The following is a 17,564-nucleotide window of genomic DNA, read 5'->3' as shown; positions in this document are numbered from 1 at the left end:
GTGCCGGACAATCGGCCCAACGTGCGCCCCGTAGAGGCTTGTTCACCGGCCGGAATACGTCCCTTCAGGTCTGCTTCGGTCGGCCCGCTGCCTCTCGTACGTCCAGGGCCGGCCCGTGGCGATGCGGCCGCCCTTGACCCGGTTGGCTGCTCCGTGACGGGTCGTGCGCACTTTGTCACCGTCGGGCGATTGGGCCGTTGTCAGTGCTGTGGGGTTGCATGGGGGCATGAGTAACCAGGAGCTGCGTGCCGAAGCCGACGCCATCCTTGCCGAGCTGGTCGGTGCCCGTGGAGGCTCGGCGCGGTTGCGGGAGGACCAGTGGCAGGCTGTGGCGGCCCTGGTGGAGGAGCGCCGGCGGGCTTTGGTGGTGCAGCGCACCGGCTGGGGCAAGTCGGCGGTGTACTTCGTCGCCACGGCTCTGTTGCGTCGGCGTGGCTCCGGCCCGACTGTGATCATCTCGCCGCTGCTGGCGCTGATGCGCAACCAGGTCGAGTCGGCGGCACGGGCCGGGATCCGCGCACGCACCATCAACTCGGCCAACCCGGAGGAGTGGGACACCATCTACGGGGAGGTCGAGCGCGGCGAGACCGACGTTCTCCTCGTCAGCCCGGAACGCCTCAACTCCGTGGATTTCCGTGATCAGGTGTTGCCCAGGCTCGCCGCCACGACCGGCCTGCTGGTGGTCGACGAGGCCCACTGCATCTCCGACTGGGGTCACGACTTCCGCCCCGACTACCGACGGTTGCGCACGATGCTGGCGGAGTTGCCGGCGGGGGTGCCGGTGCTGGCCACGACGGCGACCGCGAACGCGCGGGTGACGGCGGATGTGGCCGAGCAACTGGGCACGGGCGGCGGGGACGCCCTGGTGCTGCGGGGGCCGCTGGACCGGGAGAGCCTGCGGCTGGGGGTGCTGGCCCTCCCGGATGCGGCGCATCGGCTGGCGTGGCTGGGGGAGCGGCTGGGGGATCTGCCGGGTTCGGGGATCATCTACACGCTGACGGTGGCGGCGGCGGAGGAGGTCGCGGCGTCCCTGCGGCAGCGCGGGTATCCGGTGGCCTCGTACACGGGGAAGACGGAGAACGCCGACCGGTTGCAGGCGGAGGAGGATCTGCTGGCGAACCGGGTGAAGGCGCTGGTGGCGACGTCCGCGCTGGGGATGGGCTTCGACAAGCCGGACCTGGGATTCGTGGTGCACCTGGGGTCGCCCTCGTCCCCGATCGCCTATTACCAGCAGGTGGGGCGTGCGGGGCGTGGCGTGGATCATGCGGATGTGCTGCTGCTGCCGGGACGGGAGGACGAGGCGATCTGGGCGTACTTCGCCTCGGTCGGTTTCCCTCCCGAGGAGCAGGTGCGGCGCACTCTGGCGGTTCTGGAGGAGGCGGGACGCCCGTTGTCGCTGCCGGCGCTGGAGCCGTTGGTGGATCTTCGGCGTTCGCGGCTGGAGGCGATGCTGAAGGTCCTGGACGTGGACGGGGCCGTCAAGCGCGTGAAGGGGGGCTGGACCGCGACAGGGCAGCCGTGGGTGTACGACGCCGAGCGCTACGCCTGGGTCGCCAAACAGCGGGCCGCCGAGCAGCAGGCCATGCGGGACTACGTGGCGACCGACGGGTGCCGGATGGAGTTCCTGCAGCGGCAGCTCGATGACGAGAAGGCGGTCCCGTGCGGTCGTTGCGACATCTGCGCCGGACCCTGGCTCGATCCCGCCGTTTCGCTGGGTGCCCTCGCGGCGGCGACCGGTGAGCTGGATCGTCCGGGTGTCGAGGTCGAGCCGCGCCGGATGTGGCCCTCGGGCATGCCGGCGGTCGGGGTCGACCTCAAAGGCCGTATCCCTGTGGGGCAGCAGGCGGCCACCGGGCGCGCACTGGGCAGGCTGTCGGACATCGGCTGGGGCAACCGCCTGCGTCCGCTGCTGTCGGCGCAGGCCGCGGACGGGCCGGTTCCGGACGAGGTGCTGGCCGCCGTCGTGACGGTGGTGACCGACTGGGCCCGCTCACCCAGCGGCTGGGCGAGCGGCTCCCCTGACGCGATGGCGCGGCCGGTGGGGGTCGTCGCCATGCCCTCCCGCACCCGCCCGCAACTGGTCGCCTCCCTGGCCGAGGGCCTGGCCCGGGTCGGCCGACTTCCGCTACTGGGCAGCCTCGCCTACACCCCGCAGGCCGACGAGCACGCGGCTCACCGCAGCAACTCGGCCCAGCGACTGCGCGCCCTGGCTGCCTCGTTCACCGTGCCCGACGACCTTGCCGCTGCTCTTGCCGCCACCCCCGGCCCGGTGCTGCTTGTCGACGACTACACCGACTCCGGCTGGACGCTGGCCGTAGGAGCACGCCTCCTACGCCAGTCCGGAGCCGACCAGGTACTGCCGCTCACCCTTGCCCTGGCCGGGTGAGGGAGCCGTCGCTGACGGCCACACACCGCCGAACCAGCACAGCGTTCGGGCGTGGGTCCGTCCGCGTTTTCTGCGTCGGCGCGGCGATGTCGAAGCCTGCGATCTCCGACGCGTCGCTCGCGCAGGCCGCCGTAGACCGCCACGGTGCCGAGGCCGCGGCGGCCACACCGCCGTCCACCTGCCGCAGTACCCGGTCGTCGACGGTGGGGGGCCGCCTCCAGCGGTTCCCCGGCACGTAACCACTCGACGTGTGCGAGTTGTAGGAGCTGCGGGCCCGCCGTCACCATTTGCCGGATCGTGTTCGTCGCCCCTGACGGCGAAAAGGTGACCGGGTGCCGGCAAGTCCAACGCCGAAATCGCCGATCAACTCGTCCTGAGCCCGTTGATCGTACGCAGCCGCATCCGGCGCGCGATGACCAGACTGCCCGCCCGTGGTCGCGCTCAACTCGTCGTGGTCGCCTGCCGGAGCGGCCTGGTGCAACCGCGCCCGCATCCTGACAATCGATCGGACGCCCCGCGTCGGGCCGCCTTTGACGTGTCCCTGGTCGAGGTTATCCACAGGCTCAAGCGGAGTCTGGAAATCCGCGAGATCGTCATCGCATGACGAATCACGGCGAAACGCATCAGGTCACCCTCCGAACCCCGGCCGAACTGGCCGACGCCCTGCCCTATTTGCTCGGCTACCACCCCGAGGACAGCATCGTGCTGGTCGCGCTGCACGACAGGGACGGCCGCGGCCGGTTCGGCGGCCGCGCCCGGCTGGGAATTCCCGCGAACCCGGACGACTGGCCAGCCGTGGCACAGCAGTTGACGCACGGCCTGGTGACCGGAAGCCAGCGCAGAGGCGCGCGGCCCGAGAGCATGGTGGTGTACCTCTGCCAGGAACCGGCGGAGGGCGAAGCCCGGCATCAGGTGCGGGAACGGCTGCGCCCGCTCGCCCAGTTGCTGCGCACCGAGTGCGGCCGTCTCGACGTACCGGTGGTCGAGGCGCTGTGCATCGCCGACAGCCGTTTCTGGTCCTACTGCTGCGTGACACCCGAGTGCTGTCCGGACGACGGAGTGCCCATGGGCCTGCCCGGCACCTCGGTGCTGGCCGCCGCCGCGACCTATGCCGGTCTGCAAGTGCGGGGCACACTGAGCGAGTTGCGGGCCAGGTTCCACCCCTGGGAGACCGCTGCGGCACTGGAACAGGAACGCGCGCTCGACAGCGCGAACGCCCGTCTGGTCCCGCGGATCCTCGACGACGCGAGCCGCGCGGACGTGGCTGACGAGACCCTGCGACAGGCAGGCCGGGTCAGGAGCCGATTCGCCGACGCCCCCGCCGTGGCAGGCACGCTCTTGGCGGACCTCCGCGACGACGAACTGCTCACACACGACGAGGCCGCCACGCTGATTCTGGGCCTGCAGGATCGTACGACCCGCGATCGCGCGGCGGAGTGGATGGAGGGTGACGAGGCGGCACCTGCCCTGCGCCTCTGGCGGGCTCTCGCCCGCCGCTGCGTCGGGCCGTACCGCGAGCACGCCGCAGCACCTCTGACGCTCGCCGGCTGGGTCGCCTGGTCGACCGGCGACGATCTGGAGGCCAGGGAAGCCCTGGCCATGGCACTCGGCGCGGACCCTGGTTACCTGTTCGCCCGCCTGCTGCACCAGGCCTGCAACGAGGGCTTGGACCCGGAGTCGATCCGCCGCTGTCTGCGCGCGGAGCGCGGCGGCCGAACACGCGTGACAGCCGGGCCACCCCGAACGACGCAGGCCACCGAGCGAATCGGGACCGGCGACGCGGGCGAGGACACGGGCATCGGCTGGGGTGAGGACCCGGAGGGGTACGAGGCCATGAAGAGGTCATCAGGGACGAGCGGGGTCGATCGGCCGCAGAGGATCGACAGCGACCGCCGGATCGACGGCACCGAGGCCGCGACCCCCTCCGGCGACGTCGCGGGTCCCCCGTCCTGCTCGACGTCGATCAGCGGCGCTGCCCGGGCACTGGAGTCGGCCACGAGGCGCCGACGTCGGGTGGGCCCGGCAGACGGCGCCCAGACCCGCCCCCGAGCCGGGGGGACGGGCGGCACTCGTCCCCAGATCTCGGGCAGGCCCGTCGTACGTCGGCGCAGCGCCGGCGCGGAGGGAGCTGCCCTTCGCCGCGACCGGACGAAGGGGGACGAGGCGTGAACAGGCGGGGCGCAGTTCATGGGAGCCCTGGCGGGAATCGGGTGCCGGGCGGACGGATCGACATGGGCGAGACAGCAGAGGGACGCCCGCACCCTGACGGGAAAGGCGATCGCCGGCTGAGCAACTGCGGGATGCCTGAGGAACGACCTGCTGGTGGCGGGACAACTGACGGGTGTCCGGGCAACCGAGTGACGGTGTGCGGGCGGTTCGGCAACGGCGGAGCGCGCAAGGGGCGATTGAGCAACGGCAGTGCGCCCCACGTACAACTGACCGACGCCAGGACGGCTCACGGACGCCTCACCACCCCGACCCCAGCGGACAGCCGGTGCGGTCGTCCCGATACTGGCCGGACGCATGCTCCACCTCACCGCCATTCGGTCGGCTTGTCCCGCCGGAGGCGTGACTCGGGGAAGCTCTGGTCCGTTCACCTGAGTGGCGGAACCCCTGGACGGGCCGAGCCGCCGCACCACCCCCGTCCCGCCGAAACCCCCTATCAGGCGCCGAGCGCGCCCTCGGCGCCCAGAGAGCAGAAGAAGCCGCCCATGTATCCGCCGCCCCCGCCCTCGGCCGCCGACGACGACCGGCGGCCCGCAAGCACACCCACGCCGCCCTTGCGGGGAGGTGGCGGCGGAGTACCCGGGAGCGCAGGGGACCCGCGCGGCCCACAGCCGCGTTTCCCGGGCCCCGGGCGCCCTTCCGCACCTCCGCCGAGGGACACGCCATCGCTCGCGCCGCCTCCCTCGCCTCGAACACCGCTTGCTCCGGCCCCTGGCGCCCGGCGTGCAGCCCAACTGCCCCCGACCCACACCACCCTGATCTGCGTCGCCCTCCCCGGGCTCGCGATCTCCACGGACCAGGGGCAGCTCACCGGCCGGGGGCTGGAGGGTTTCTACCGCGGGGGCAGGCGTGTGCTCGCCCGGTGCCAGGTCCGTGTGGCCGGTCGCGAACCGCTCGCGGTACAGGCCCGGATGACCGCTGCCGACCGAGCCCGCTTCGTGGGGACGTTACGAGCCTCCCCGGACGGCGGTCCGGACCCTGACGTCGTCGTCGAGCGGATCCGCCACGCGGACGGCACGGAGCGGATCACCCTGCACAGCTCGGCGCAGCGCCTGCTGCGCCTGCCAGTCGAGGTATCACTCGGTACCGACCTGGCGGACCTGGGCGCGATCGCCTCCGGCACCGCAGGCCCCGAACTGCCCGCCAGTGTCCACGCCTTCGGCCTGCGCTGGTCCTGTGCCACCGGCGGCGCCGCCGTCACGGCCGACCCGCCACCCACCGACGCGCTGGCTTCCGCCGGCCTGTTGCGCTGGGAGCTCGTACTCCCCCCGGGTGGTTCCACGACCTTGGAGCTGCGCATAAGGCAGGACGGGGCGGGACCGGTGCGGGCCGTGGGACACGCGGCGACGAGCCCCCTCGCCCCGGCACGGGCGGTCGGTGACGATCCACGCGTCGAGGCGCTCCTCAAGACCAGCATCGATGACCTGCAGGCACTGCTCCTGCGCGACCCCGCGCACCCCTCCGACACCCATCTCGCCGCAGGGGCACCGTGGCGCTGTGGCATGGCCCCGGCCGAGGCCCTTGCCGCCGCACGAATGACGCTCCCACTCGGCACCGGGCTCGCGGCGGGCACGCTTCGAACCCTCGCTCGTACCCAGCTCCCGGGGCCGGGCCCGAGATCCGGCATGCTCCCCGGACCGCGCAGGGATGCCGGCCCACACCTGCCACCGGGCTGCACAGGCACGGAGGCCACCCTGCTCTTCCCCGTGCTCCTTGCCGAAGCCCGTCGCTGGGGGCTCCCGGAACAGACGACCGAGGAACTGCTCCCGACTGCCGAGCGCTGTCTGACCTGGCTGCTCACGACCGTGGACGACGACACCTACCTTGCCGATCCGCACCCTGGCGGCCCGCTGCGCTGTGAGACACAGGCCCATGCCCACCGCGCCGCCCTTCTCGGCGCCGATCTCCTCGACGCGTACGGCCGACCGGGCGGTGCCGGGCTGCGGCAATGGGCCCAAAGGTTGCGCACGGCGTTCCGGTCCGACTTCTGGATCGAGGACCGGAGCGGCGGCAGACCGGCGGCTGCCCGAACTCCGGACGGGCGCACCGTGCCGCACTTCGGTGCGATCGCCGCCCATCTCCTCGACACCGGTCTGCTGGGCGCGGGCGAGCCGGCCCCCGGGCTGCTCGACAAGGTGCAGACCGAGCAACTCGCCCGGCTGTTCGGCGGCCCGGCCATGGACTCAGGCTGGGGATTGCGCGGCCTGGGCGTCAAGGAGGCGGGATACAACCCTTTCGGCCACCGGAGCGGTGCAGTGCGGATCCAGGAGACCGCGGTGGCCATGGCGGGCCTGGCCACCGCCGGGTACGAGAAGGAGGCGAGTGCGCTGCTGCGCGGCCTCCTGGCGGCAGCCGAGGCTTTCCAGTACAGGCTGCCGGAGATGTACGCGGGAGAGCAGCGCACAGAAGGAGGCTCCCCGCTGCCCCACCCGGCGGCCTGCCGACCGTCGGCCACCGCTGCCGCCTCCGGGGTGCTGCTGCTCGCCACCCTGGCCGGCATCCGTCCGGACGCCCCGGCGAACGCTGTCATGCTCCGCCCGGTACGCAGCGTGCCGCTGGGCGAGATCAGCCTGACCGGGCTGCGGATCGCGGGTGCCCCCTTCTCCGTACGGGTCGGCCGTCTCGGCGTCGCCATGGTCGAGGAGGCTGCCGCAGGACTGCAACTGGGAGCGTGACCTCGTACGACATGTCTTGGGAGGAGACCGGAAGCGGTCTGTGACGCGCGTGCCCGACCCCCGTGGATCAGTCATGGGCGCGGCCGGAGAGGGGAGTGTTTATCGTCAGGCAGACGACTATGATCACGGCATGCCCTACGACCCGTCAGCCTTCCCGCCCTTTGCCGTCACCGTGGATCTGGTCGTGCTGACCGTGCGTCGTCATGCCCTGTGTGCGCTGGCGGTACGTAGGGGCGAGCAGCCCTTTCAGGGACGTTGGGCACTCCCTGGTGGCTTCGTGCGGGCCGACGAGGACCTGTCACAGGCCGCAGCGCGGGAACTGGCCGAGGAGACCGGCCTGCGCGCCCACGACCCGGTTGCCCCGGCTCAGGACAACGGCGCTCACCTGGAGCAACTCGCGACCTACGGCGACCCCAAGCGCGACCCCCGGATGCGGGTGGTCAGCGTCGCCCATCTCGCGCTCGCCCCCGACCTGCCCGCTCCTCGAGCGGGCGGTGACGCCAACAGCGCGCGCTGGGCACCCGTCGAGGAACTGCTGCAGCAGGGCGGCTACGGCCGCGACGGCGAACAGGCGGCACCACTGGCCTTCGACCACGCCCAGATCCTGTCGGACGGCGTGGAGCGTGCCCGTTCCAAGATCGAGTACTCGTCGCTGGCCACAGCGTTCTGCCCGACCGAGTTCACCGTCGGCGAGTTGCGTCGTGTGTACGAGGCGGTGTGGGGCGTCGCCCTCGACCCGCGCAACTTCCACCGCAAGGTCACGGGCACCCCGGGCTTCCTCGTCCCTACCGGAGGTACGACCACCCGGCAGGGCGGTCGCCCGGCCCAGCTCTTCCGAGCCGGTGGCGCCACCCTGCTCAACCCTCCCATGCTGCGTCCAGAGGTCTGACGCCGAGCTCGCTGGGGCAACACCTGCCTTTCAGTGGGCCCCGCCACACCCGATAAAACGGACATAACGCGCTATCTTGCTACGGGTGATCCAGGCCTTCGGACTGACCAGCAAACCTCGCAAGGAGCTTCCGCCCGCTGTCGACGACGTTTCCTTCGAGGCGCGCGCGGGCTGCGTCACCACGCTCCTCGGTACCCGGGGCGCCGGCAAGACAACGGTGCTCAGGCTGATGCTCGAACTCCACCAGGGACGTGGAATCACGTACTTCAGAGGCCGCCCCCTGCATCGCATCGCCCATCCGTCACGTGAGGTCGGCGTTCTCCTGGGAGATGTACCGGGGCACCCCGCGCGCACCGTCCGGGGCCAACTCCGCATGCTGTGCGCGGCCGCGGGCGTCCCGGTCCGCCGTGCCGACGAAGTTCTCGAGGTGGTCGGCCTCGTCAGCTTCCGTGACGAACGCCTGGGCACACTGGCACGCGGCATGGACCGTCGGCTCGGCCTGGCCTGCGCCCTGCTGGCGGACCCGCACACCCTTGTGCTCGACGCCCTCACCGACGGTCTGTCCGCCCGTGAACGCCATTGGCTGCACGGCATGCTGCGCGCCCACGCCGCCCAGGGCGGCACCGTCCTGTGCACCACCACCGACCCCAAGGAGGCGGCCCGCACCGCCGACCGGATCATCACCCTGGAACAGGGACGACTCGTCGCCGACCAGGAGGCCGCTGACTTCTCCCGCACCCGGCTGCGCCCCCGTGTCGTCGTCCGCAGCCCCCACGCCGCCCGTCTCGCGGCCCTGCTGACCAAAGAGGCCCGGACGGCGCAGCGCTCCGTGGAGGTCGTACAGGAGGCCGACAATCGGCTCTCCGTGTACGGCAGCACCTGTGCGGACATCGGCGAGACCGCGTTCCGGAACTGCATCCTCGTACATCAACTCGCCGACGAGGTCGGTGACATGGGGCCCGGCGCCTGCTCGACCCGCCAAGGCGAGCCGCAGGCGTGCCGCGAGATGCAGCCACCCTGGACACCCGGCGAGGGGCATGTGACCGATGGAGCAAGGGCCCTCGGCAAGGTCGGAGCATCCGGCGTGACCGGCGTGACCGGCGAGATCGGCGTGACCGGCGAGATCGGCGTGACCGGCGAGATCGACGGCGCGGCAGGACGGAAGGCTGCCGGGGCCACCCCTGAAGACGCTGCTGTGCGCCAGGGTTCAGCCACCACAGCGCCGACCGAGGTCCCCCGGGCGACCCGTCTCCCCGAGCCGAACGTGACCCCCAGCCGCTTGCCGGCGGTCACCCGGGTCTCCGAGCCGACAGTCGGCCGCACCTCGGCGACGTCCGCGACCGCACGCCCCCAGGGCGCCCGCCCGCACTCTTCCAGCGCCCTCATCCCCGACAGTCCGCCCCCGCTCCCACCCCCCATCTCCGTCCGCCCTGCTCCGAGTCCGCTGCGTCCTCTCCGCTACGAGCTGCGCCGGGCCCGCGGTGTCGGCACCGGGTTTCTGACGGGCGCCGCCGTGCTCGTCTCCTCCGCGCTCGTCGCCGTACTCCTGGCACGCATCGGCCACACTCCCCAGCATCGCCTGCTGGCCGCCTGGCCGCAGGAGCTGCCGCTGCCGCCCGCGGCAGTCGGCGCCGGGCTGTTGGGCGCCATCGCCTTCGGTGACGAGTTCCGCCACCCTGCCCTGGCGGTTGACCGCGGCACCGTGCCTCGCCGACTTGGACTGCTCGCCGCCAAGCTCCTCGTCGCCGCGGCCACCGGCCTGCTGCTGGCCTTCCTCACCGTGGGCTGCGACGCCGAAGTGCTCTACCTCGTCTACGGACGGGAGCTGGCGCAGGTTCCCGCGGACTGGCTAGCACTGACCGCGAGCTGGATCGGCCTCGTGATCGGCTGCGCGTGGGCCGGGGTGCTGGCCGCGGGTATCTTCCGGTCCACCACCGCCGGGCTCGCGGCGGTGGTCGCCGTACCGGTCCTGGTGGTGCCCCTCGTGCAGAAGGCCCTGGAGGGCTCGTCCGTGCGAAGTGCGGCCGGGTTCTCCGTGCGGCTGCGGGAACTGTTCCTGGCGCAGTGGCCGTTCGGGGGCGAGCGGTATCTGGCCGCCGGAGCGCGGATGATCGCCCAACCCGTCGGCGGCGCGCTGGCGTTGTCGCTGGCTGCTCTGCTCTGTGCGTATCTGCTCACGACCCTGCGAAGCAGGGTCCGATGACGATCGTCCGCGCCCCTTCCGGTCCTGCCCTGCGCACAACTCCCCGAGGAACGCCCGTTTCTTTCCGATAAGGCGTCAATTGCGACGGGGTGAGCGATCACCCTTTCGTGTGCTTTTCACCAAAGACCTCAAGGGAGTTGAAGACGGAGCCGACAAAGGATCCGTGAGTACCCTTGCGCACACCATGATGACCGCCGCCCGCTCCGCAGACTCCGGTCTCGTCGGCCCGGGCGGACTCGACCGCTACCCCTACGCCGAGGGCCCCGGCGCCGGCCGTGTGGGAGTCCCTTCCTGGGATGCCGCCGACCCGGAGCTGGGCCGCGTCGGTCGCCGATCCGCGGGCAGCCGCGGTCGCGGGCTGCACGGTCAACTCGTCCAGCAACTGGGCCAGATGATCGTCTCCGGCGACCTGGGCGCGGACCGTCCCCTCGTGCCCGAGGAGATCGGCCAGCGTTTCGAGGTCTCCCGCACTGTCGTCCGCGAGTCGCTCCGCGTTCTGGAGGCCAAGGGCCTGGTGAGCGCCCGGCCGAACGTGGGCACGCGCGTACGTCCCGTCAGCGACTGGAACCTCCTCGACCCCGACATCATCGAGTGGCGGGCCTTCGGACCGCAGCGCGACGATCAGCGCCGCGAGCTCAGCGAGCTGCGCTGGACGATCGAGCCGCTCGCCGCTCGCCTCGCCGCCGGGCACGGGCGCGAGGAGGTTCAGCAGCGGCTCGTCGACATGGTCGAGATCATGGGCCACGCCATGAACCAGGGTGACTCGATGACGTTCTCGCGCGCCGACGCCGAGTACCACTCGCTGCTCATCCAGCTCGCCGGCAACCGCATGCTGGAGCACCTCTCCGGGATCGTGTCCGCCGCTCTCCAGGTATCAGGCGGTCCGATCACCGGTTGTGACCGGCCCACCGAGGCTTCCCTGGCCCACCACGCCAGGATCGTCGACGCTCTCGCGGCGGGCGACGGCGCGGCGGCGGAGGCGGCCATGCGGCAGCTCCTCATGGTGCACCCCGAGGTGGAGCGCGTGGTCCCGGCCCCGCGCGAGCACTGACCGCGCGCCGAGGGCGGCGCGATCGGGAACCATGTCATTCCCGGAAAAATCGCTCACTCCCGTACCGTTGCTGCCGGGCCCCGTCGGATCCCGAGAGGGCTCGGCGGGGCCCGGCGGCGAGACCGGGCGACCGTGCGGTGAGCGGTGAGACGAAGAGGCGGCGGACCGTCCTCAGGGGTCCGGCAGGGCTGTGAAAACGGCTGTCGGCGCGGGCGGAGGGCGGTCGGGGCAGCCTGGTCGCGACCATGGCTGACCACCTCTAGCCATATCTGACCGCTTTTGAGTGCTTACGGGGTGTGACTCGGGCCACGCAGATTGGGCGTAACGCTTGCGGAAGCAGCGCGATGACCTAAGAGGTGACAGCCGCGGAGGGAATACGGACGCCGTTCAAGGCGCTGTGCATCTTCCCGGCCCTTGCCCGCGCCGTCGGCCCATCCCCAGTCGGCGGTCGTCGGCTCCTGTCCGTACTGGACGGGGCCGGAAGCCGTTTTCCAATCGTTCCGAGAGGTTGTTCGTGTCGGCCAGCACATCCCGTACGCTCCCGCCCGAGATCGCCGAGTCCGTCTCTGTCATGGCGCTCATCGAGCGGGGAAAGGCTGAGGGGCAGATCGCCGGCGACGACGTGCGTCGGGCCTTCGAAGCTGACCAGATTCCGGCCACTCAGTGGAAGAACGTACTGCGCAGCCTCAACCAGATCCTCGAGGAAGAGGGTGTGACGCTGATGGTCAGTGCCGCGGAGCCCAAGCGCACCCGAAAGAGCGTCGCAGCGAAGAGTCCGGCCAAGCGCACCGCCACCAAGACGGTCGCGGCCAAGACGGTGACCACGAAGAAGGCCACCGCCACCGCCACCCCGGCGGCTCCCTCGGCCGAGTCCTCCACCGAGGACGAGGCGCCCGTGAAGAAGGTCGCCGCCAAGAAGACGACGACCGCCAAGAAGGCGGTCGCGAAGAAGACCGTCGCCAAGAAGACAGCGGCCAAGAAGGCGACCGCCGGCAAGGACGACGCCGAGGGCGCCGAGGACGAGGTCCTTGAGGACGTCAAGGCCGGCGAAGAGGAAGAGGAGGGGGCCGAGAACAAGGGCTTCGTCCTCTCCGACGACGACGAGGACGACGCGCCGGCGCAGCAGGTCGCCGTAGCCGGTGCCACCGCCGACCCGGTCAAGGACTACCTCAAGCAGATCGGCAAGGTCCCCCTGCTCAACGCGGAGCAGGAGGTCGAGCTCGCCAAGCGCATCGAGGCGGGTCTCTTCGCCGAGGACAAGCTGGCGAACGCCGACAAGTTGGCCCCGAAGCTCAAGCGCGAGCTGGAGATCATCGCCGAAGACGGTCGCCGCGCCAAGAACCACCTCCTGGAGGCCAACCTCCGTCTGGTGGTCTCTCTGGCCAAGCGTTACACCGGCCGCGGCATGCTCTTCCTGGACCTGATCCAGGAGGGCAACCTCGGTCTGATCCGCGCGGTCGAGAAGTTCGACTACACCAAGGGCTACAAGTTCTCGACGTACGCCACCTGGTGGATCCGTCAGGCGATCACCCGAGCCATGGCCGACCAGGCCCGCACCATCCGTATCCCGGTGCACATGGTCGAGGTCATCAACAAGCTCGCGCGCGTGCAGCGCCAGATGCTTCAGGACCTGGGCCGCGAGCCCACCCCGGAGGAGCTGGCCAAGGAACTCGACATGACCCCGGAGAAGGTCATCGAGGTCCAGAAGTACGGCCGTGAGCCGATCTCCCTCCACACCCCCCTGGGTGAGGACGGCGACAGCGAGTTCGGTGACCTCATCGAGGACTCGGAGGCGGTCGTCCCCGCCGACGCGGTCAGCTTCACGCTCCTCCAGGAGCAGCTGCACTCTGTCCTCGACACTCTCTCCGAGCGCGAGGCGGGCGTCGTCTCGATGCGCTTCGGTCTCACCGATGGTCAGCCGAAGACCCTCGACGAGATCGGCAAGGTGTACGGCGTCACCCGCGAGCGCATCCGCCAGATCGAGTCCAAGACCATGTCGAAGCTGCGTCACCCGTCGCGTTCCCAGGTGCTGCGCGACTACCTCGACTAGGTCGCGGTCGTACGACACGGAAGGCCCGGCCCCCTCAGGGGGCCGGGCCTTCCGTGCTGAGCGGGGAGGAGGGTCGTCGCACCGGCGCGTGTGGAGCGGGGTGCTCCAGTCGGCGGCGTCCCTCTTTCGTGGCCCGAGCGTGCGGGGCGGAGCCCGTTGGATCACTCTGGGTTTCTCGTGATCATCCCAGAGTGAGGAGCGCGCATGCGTCACCCCCTTGTCCGGGCCCTGTCCCGGGCGCTGACCCGGTCGCTGGTTCTGGCGGCCGCGGCCGCCGTGATACCGCTGGCGTCCGCCGCCCCTGCGGCGGCCGACGGCGTCGTCGTCGGCGGATTCCCGGTCGAAGTGTCCGAAGGCCCGTGGACGGTGGCGCTGTCCAGTCGTGACCGGTTCGGGGGTATCCGGGCCGGGCAGTTCTGCGGTGGCGTGGCCGTCGGCCGGACCACCGTACTGACCGCGGCCCACTGCATGGGTGAGGACGTCCTGGGAGCACCACCCAACCGCGTTCAGGACCTGAAGGTCATCACCGGGCGTACAGACCTGACGTCGACCCAGGGCAAGGAGATCGCCGTACACGACACCTGGGTCAATCCGGGCTACGACAAGATCAGCAACGCCGGGGACTTCGCCGTGCTCACCCTCGCCGAGTCCCTCCCGCAGAGCTCGGTCATCGGGATGGCGGCTGCCGGCGACCCGGCTTACCAGCCCGGTACGAGTGCCACGGTCTACGGCTGGGGCGACATCACAGGGGGCGGCGACTACGCACGCGGTCTGCGCGCCGCACGCGTCCACGTGCTGTCCGATGCGCTCTGTGAGCGGGCGTATCCCGGCAGCGCCGACGGAACGTACCGAGCCGACAGCATGCTGTGTGCGGGCGAGGCCGCAGGGGGGCAGGATGCCTGCCAGGGGGACAGTGGAGGGCCGCTGGTCGCCCAGGGGCGGCTGGTCGGGCTCGTGTCCTGGGGGAGTGGCTGCGGACGGCCCAGCAGCCCGGGCGTCTATACGCGGGTCTCGGACGTCGTACGGACGATGGGGTGGGGCAACCTCGCTGCCCCCGGGAACGGCGGCTGAGGGGCCGTAGGTGGCGGCCTGAGGGGTTTTCGAGGCCCCGCCCGGTAACAGTGCCTGATGCCCCGTGAGCGGCTTGCGTGAAGCGGGCGGCCACTCCTGAATGCAGGAGTGGCCGCCCGAATCAACCGGCCTGTGCCGGGGCTGGCTCGTCGTCGAAGCGCAGTGTCAGCGGTCTTCTTCGGTGGAGCTGGCCGGAACGGTCGTCAGTCGCTCCGTCTCGTCCTGTATCTCAGCGGCGATCTTCTTGAGTTCCGGCTCGAACTTGCGACCGTGGTGGGCGCAGAAGAGCAGTTCTCCGCCGCTCGCCAAGACAACGCGAAGGTATGCCTGGGCGCCGCAGCGGTCGCAGCGATCAGCGGCCGTCAGCGGGCTCGCGGGGGTCAGAACAGTAGTCACGTCGCCTCTTCTCTAGCTCGACGAGCTGTCGTACCAGGGTCAACATCCAACCAGGCCGAAAACGTTCCCGCTCGTGGCTCTTCCTCGAAAAAATCTTTTCGAGACGGCTGTCTGCTGCCGGTTGGCGGCGAATGTGCCGTATTGCGTGTCTTTGTGTCTGTACGGGTTCGCGCTGTCTGTCGTCTGTAGGGGTGTCGGTCCTCCCGGCTGGGTTGCCGGTTGTTCTTGAGGACGTGCCCGGAGCCTAAATGGTTCATGCCTGGAAGGGAACGTGATATGTACTTCACTCCAACGAGGGATCGAACAAGTATGCGACCCTGGTTTAGTCTGAGTTTCAGACGAGGGTGGCGTTACATCGGCTCTACCAGGCCTCGGTACCCTCTGAGCGGTGACCGAAGCCGGGCCCTTACCCACCAGGGCCCCAACTGAAATTCAGCGAGGAGCGAACCGCGTGACCGCCGATACGTCCGTGCCGTCCACAGCGCTGCTGGCAGGAGCAGACCGGGACGGTTCCAACTACACCGCGCGGCACCTGCTCGTCCTCGAGGGGCTCGAGGCAGTGCGCAAGCGTCCGGGCATGTACATCGGGTCGACCGACAGTCGTGGCCTGATGCACTGCCTCTGGGAGATCATCGACAACTCAGTGGACGAGGCCCTCGGGGGCTACTGCGACCACATCGACGTCATCCTGCACGATGACGGTTCCGTCGAGGTACGGGACAACGGCCGCGGTATCCCCGTGGACGTCGAGCCCAAGACCGGCCTTTCCGGCGTCGAGGTCGTCATGACCAAGCTGCACGCCGGCGGCAAGTTCGGTGGTGGCTCGTACGCCGCCTCCGGCGGCCTGCACGGGGTGGGCGCGTCCGTGGTGAACGCCCTCTCGGCCCGCCTGGACGTCGAGGTCGACCGTGTGGGGAACACCCACGCGATCAGCTTCCGGCGCGGCGTGCCCGGCTCCTTCGCCGATGTCGGCCCCGACGCCACCTTCGAGCCGGGGGGCCTGCGCAAGACCAAGCGGATCCCCAAGACCCGCACCGGTACGCGCGTGCGCTACTGGGCCGACCGTCAGATCTTCCTCAAGGATGCCAAGCTCTCGCTTGAGCACCTCCACCAGCGTGCCCGGCAGACCGCGTTCCTGGTGCCTGGCCTCACCATCGTCGTCCGCGACGAGTTCGGGCTCGGTGAGGGCGGCAGCAAGGGCGAGGAATCCTTCCGCTTCGACGGTGGCATCAGCGAGTTCTGCGAGTACCTGGCCGCTGACAAGCCGGTCTGTGACATCCTCCGTTTCTCCGGACAGGGCACCTTCAAGGAAACGGTCCCGGTCCTGGACGACCACGGCCAGATGACGCCCACCGAGGTCACGCGCGAACTGGGCGTCGACGTTGCACTGCGCTGGGGCACCGGCTACGACACGAACCTGAAGTCGTTCGTGAACATCATCGCCACCCCCAAGGGCGGCACCCATGTCGCGGGCTTCGAACAGGCCGTCGCGAAGACGATGAACGAGGTGCTGCGCACCAAGAAACTGCTGCGCGTGGCCGAGGACGACATCGTCAAGGACGACGCCCTGGAGGGCCTTACCGCGGTCGTCACGGTGCGTCTCGCCGAGCCGCAGTTCGAGGGCCAGACCAAGGAGGTGCTCGGTACTTCGGCGGCTCGCCGCATCGTGACGAATGTGGTGTCCAAGGAGCTGAAGGACTTCCTTACCTCCACCAAGCGGGACGCCGCCGCCCAGGCCCGCGTCGTCATGGAGAAGGCCGTCTCTGCGGCTCGTACGCGCATCGCGGCCCGCCAGCACAAGGACGCGCAGCGCCGGAAGACGGCCCTGGAGTCCTCCTCGTTGCCCGCCAAGCTCGCCGACTGCCGCAGTGACGACGTCGAGCGCAGTGAACTGTTCATCGTGGAGGGCGACTCGGCGCTCGGTACGGCCAAGCTCGCCCGGAACTCGGAGTTCCAGGCCCTGCTGCCGATCCGGGGCAAGATCCTCAACGTCCAGAAGTCGTCCGTGACCGACATGCTGAAGAACGCCGAGTGCGGCGCGATCATCCAGGTCATAGGGGCCGGATCCGGTCGTACGTTCGATATCGACGCGGCTCGATATGGCAAGATCATCATGATGACCGACGCCGACGTCGACGGCTCTCACATCCGCACCCTGCTCCTGACGCTGTTCCACCGCTACATGCGGCCCATGGTCGAATCGGGCCGGGTGTTCGCCGCGGTACCGCCGTTGCACCGCATCGAGCTCATCCAGCCCAAGAAGGGCCAGGACAAGTACGTCTACACCTACTCGGACCGTGAGCTGCGCGAGAAGCTTCTGGAGTTCCAGAGCAAGGGTGTCCGCTACAAGGACTCGATCCAGCGCTACAAGGGCCTCGGTGAGATGGACGCCGACCAGCTGGCCGAGACCACGATGGATCCGCGCCATCGCACGCTGCGCCGGATCAACCTGTCCGACCTGGAGTCGGCCGAGCAGGTCTTCGACCTTCTGATGGGCAACGACGTCGCTCCTCGCAAGGAATTCATCTCCAGTTCGGCGGCAACGCTGGACAGGTCTCGAATCGACGCGTGACCCGTCCTGGGTTCAGGGCCGGGGTGACACTTGAAAGTGCCGCCC

General features: G+C 70.2%; 10 protein-coding genes and 1 pseudogene. 10 read left to right on the top strand and 1 reads right to left on the bottom strand.

Annotation, left to right across the window (positions count from 1 at the left end; all coding sequences use genetic code 11):
- Positions 1-226 precede the first annotated feature (226 nt).
- The 9 genes and pseudogenes from OG734_RS11335 to OG734_RS11295 all read left to right on the top strand — a co-directional run bounded on the left by OG734_RS11335 (position 227) and on the right by OG734_RS11295 (position 14,551).
- Positions 227-2,386, top strand: a complete 2,160-nt coding sequence (locus tag OG734_RS11335) for a RecQ family ATP-dependent DNA helicase (protein ID WP_330287371.1) — start codon at positions 227-229, stop codon at positions 2,384-2,386.
- A gap of 337 nt (positions 2,387-2,723) precedes the next feature.
- Positions 2,724-2,876: pseudogene (locus OG734_RS11330) on the top strand (LuxR C-terminal-related transcriptional regulator); the annotation flags it as partial.
- A gap of 110 nt (positions 2,877-2,986) precedes the next feature.
- On the top strand, positions 2,987-4,555 hold the full coding sequence (locus OG734_RS11325; RefSeq protein ID WP_330287370.1) for a DUF4192 domain-containing protein: 1,569 nt from the start codon (positions 2,987-2,989) through the stop codon (positions 4,553-4,555).
- An 815-nt stretch (positions 4,556-5,370) separates the two neighbouring features.
- The gene (locus OG734_RS11320) at positions 5,371-7,287 is read left to right on the top strand and encodes a glycogen debranching N-terminal domain-containing protein (RefSeq protein ID WP_443065078.1); all 1,917 of its coding nucleotides are present in this window, start codon (positions 5,371-5,373) and stop codon (positions 7,285-7,287) included.
- A 130-nt stretch (positions 7,288-7,417) separates the two neighbouring features.
- The gene (locus tag OG734_RS11315) at positions 7,418-8,176 is read left to right on the top strand and encodes an NUDIX hydrolase (RefSeq protein ID WP_330287369.1); all 759 of its coding nucleotides are present in this window, start codon (positions 7,418-7,420) and stop codon (positions 8,174-8,176) included.
- A gap of 85 nt (positions 8,177-8,261) precedes the next feature.
- On the top strand, positions 8,262-10,379 hold the full coding sequence (locus tag OG734_RS11310; protein ID WP_330287368.1) for an ABC transporter ATP-binding protein: 2,118 nt from the start codon (positions 8,262-8,264) through the stop codon (positions 10,377-10,379).
- 163 nt (positions 10,380-10,542) lie between these two features.
- Positions 10,543-11,430: a FadR/GntR family transcriptional regulator gene (locus OG734_RS11305; protein WP_330287367.1), complete on the top strand. Its 888-nt coding sequence runs from the start codon at positions 10,543-10,545 to the stop codon at positions 11,428-11,430.
- 514 nt (positions 11,431-11,944) lie between these two features.
- Positions 11,945-13,480, top strand: a complete 1,536-nt coding sequence (locus tag OG734_RS11300) for an RNA polymerase sigma factor (RefSeq protein WP_330287366.1) — start codon at positions 11,945-11,947, stop codon at positions 13,478-13,480.
- Between the two features lie 204 nt (positions 13,481-13,684).
- A complete protein-coding gene (locus OG734_RS11295; protein WP_330287365.1) occupies positions 13,685-14,551 on the top strand; it encodes a serine protease in 867 nt (288 codons plus the stop codon).
- 165 nt (positions 14,552-14,716) lie between these two features.
- Here OG734_RS11295 and OG734_RS11290 read toward each other — a convergent pair whose 3' ends face one another.
- A complete protein-coding gene (locus tag OG734_RS11290; RefSeq protein ID WP_044471628.1) occupies positions 14,717-14,947 on the bottom strand; it encodes a DUF7455 domain-containing protein in 231 nt (76 codons plus the stop codon).
- Between the two features lie 451 nt (positions 14,948-15,398).
- On the opposite strand from OG734_RS11290, the gene OG734_RS11285 reads away from it, so the two are divergent.
- Positions 15,399-17,519 carry a DNA gyrase/topoisomerase IV subunit B gene (locus OG734_RS11285; protein ID WP_330287364.1) on the top strand — a complete coding sequence of 707 codons (2,121 nt, stop codon included), beginning with the start codon at positions 15,399-15,401 and terminating at the stop codon, positions 17,517-17,519.
- Positions 17,520-17,564 lie beyond the last annotated feature (45 nt).

Source organism: Streptomyces sp. NBC_00576 (assembly GCF_036345175.1).
Classification (GTDB): Bacteria; Actinomycetota; Actinomycetes; order Streptomycetales; family Streptomycetaceae; genus Streptomyces.
The sequence above is the reverse complement of the archived record's forward strand: the minus strand, read 5'-3'. Positions and strand labels throughout refer to the sequence as shown.